This window comes from Sulfitobacter sp. UBA4523 (assembly GCF_002388305.1).
In the GTDB taxonomy this organism is placed as follows: domain Bacteria; phylum Pseudomonadota; class Alphaproteobacteria; order Rhodobacterales; family Rhodobacteraceae; genus Sulfitobacter; species Sulfitobacter pontiacus.
This window is the reverse complement of sequence record NZ_DGMH01000033.1, coordinates 431-1,923: the sequence shown is the minus strand read 5'-3', so window position 1 is coordinate 1,923 and position 1,493 is coordinate 431. Positions and strand designations below refer to the sequence as shown.

The window sequence follows — 1,493 nt, the reverse complement described above, 5'->3', positions numbered from 1 at the left end:
GCGCCCGTCTCTACAGCCCCCGCCAATGGTGTGCGCGCCGGCAAAGTCATCTTTCGATCCAACATAGTCATTCGCTCTTCCGTTTGTTGCAACTTGGTCGTCATCTCGTCCTGAAACCCTTTGAAATCCTGCACAAATCCTCCCACAGCGCGGCGCATCTCCTCGACCGCGCCTCGGGGCTCGGTGCCCATGTCATCCTCGTGTCGTTCCATCCGCTTACCCTCCGTTCCGTTTTAAATTCCGCCGCGCCTCGTCAAAGACACCGGCCATGCCGCGCAAGACGTCTCCGATGGCGATAAAATCCCCCTTGGCCGCGATCCGCGCCGTGGGGAGCATGGGAAAGGTCACCAGCGACACCTCCCACAGGTCCAGGGTCTGCAGCACCCGCTGGCCCGCGTCATTCTTGGCCGCCCGCTGCGTGCGATAGCCGATGCTCAGGCCATCAATCGCCCCGGCCTCGATCAAGGCCGCCGCCTCGCGGCCCCGCGCCACACTGTCCAGCAGCCGCCCCTTGACCCAAAGCCCCCGCGCATCCTCGCGCAGCTCATCCCACACACCGATGGGCTGTGCCGGATCATGCTGCCACAGCATCTTGATCCGACGCCCCGCGGCCTCGGCCGCCGCCAGTGACGCGCCATAAGCCCCCCGTGCCACCAGATCACCACCCTGATCGACCCGCCCGAACAGGCTGGCATAGCCGCTGATCTCGGTGCCGCCCTCCACCACAAGCCCCTCGTCGAAACGCGCGAACTTATGTTCCAACCCAGCACCCATTTGGGGCAAACCTCTCCCGTTCTCCGACCCGAGGCCGAAGCGCATGCCATCTTCCATGACACCCTCCCTTGCGTTCAAATTGCTACGGCGCGACCACCAGAAACGACTGTACCGCCTGCGCCAAAATCACCGCGACCACACCATAGACGGTCAACCACAACCGCCGTTCCAGCCGCTCCATCATCTCCTCCAGCCGGTCGAGCCGCTGCAAAAGGTTCTCGTGGTGGATCGCGCTCACCCTCTCATGCGCCTGCAACCGCAACCCCGGCGCACATTCAAACCGGTCATATCCCATCTCCTCAACCATCCGCCGCCACCGCTGGCAGCCCCAACAAGGACCGCTTTTCCGCCTGCGTCAGGAAATCCGCCCCCGCCACCCGCGCCCATTGCGCGTCACGCTCCTGCGCCAGGGCGGGCACCTGATCCAGATCGGGCTTCAACGTCACCGCCTCATGCGTGAACCCAGCCAGCCATGCGCCAAGCGCCGCGGCAACCCGCGTGGCCAAAGGCAGGACCGTCAGCCGGTAGAACGCCCGATGCGCCTCCTGATAATTGGCATAGGTCGCATCCCCCGCGATCCCCAGCAGCATCGGCGGCACTCCAAAAGCCAGCGCCACTTCCCGCGCCGCCGCCTCCTTGGTGCGGTGAAACTCCATGTCCGAGGGCGAAAACCCCATCGGCTTCCAATCCAACCCGCCTTCCAGCAGCATCGGCCGCCC

The 1,493-nt window shown here is 64.8% G+C and carries 3 protein-coding genes and 1 pseudogene; all 4 read right to left on the bottom strand.

Annotated features, from left to right (window positions below; all coding sequences use genetic code 11):
- Positions 1–212, bottom strand: a pseudogene (locus tag B3849_RS08230) (phage major capsid protein); the annotation flags it as partial.
- A 4-nt stretch (positions 213–216) separates the two neighbouring features.
- Positions 217–831: an HK97 family phage prohead protease gene (locus B3849_RS08225; protein ID WP_081781233.1), complete on the bottom strand. Its 615-nt coding sequence runs from the start codon at positions 829–831 to the stop codon at positions 217–219.
- Positions 832–856: 25 nt separating this feature from the next.
- A complete protein-coding gene (locus B3849_RS08220) occupies positions 857–1,081 on the bottom strand; it encodes a GTA head formation protein, RCAP_rcc01685 family (RefSeq protein WP_005852894.1) in 225 nt (74 codons plus the stop codon).
- Positions 1,074–1,493: phage portal protein (locus B3849_RS08215; protein ID WP_286780010.1), on the bottom strand; the 420-nt coding region annotated here is incomplete at its 5' end. The genes B3849_RS08215 and B3849_RS08220, both read right to left, overlap by 8 nt.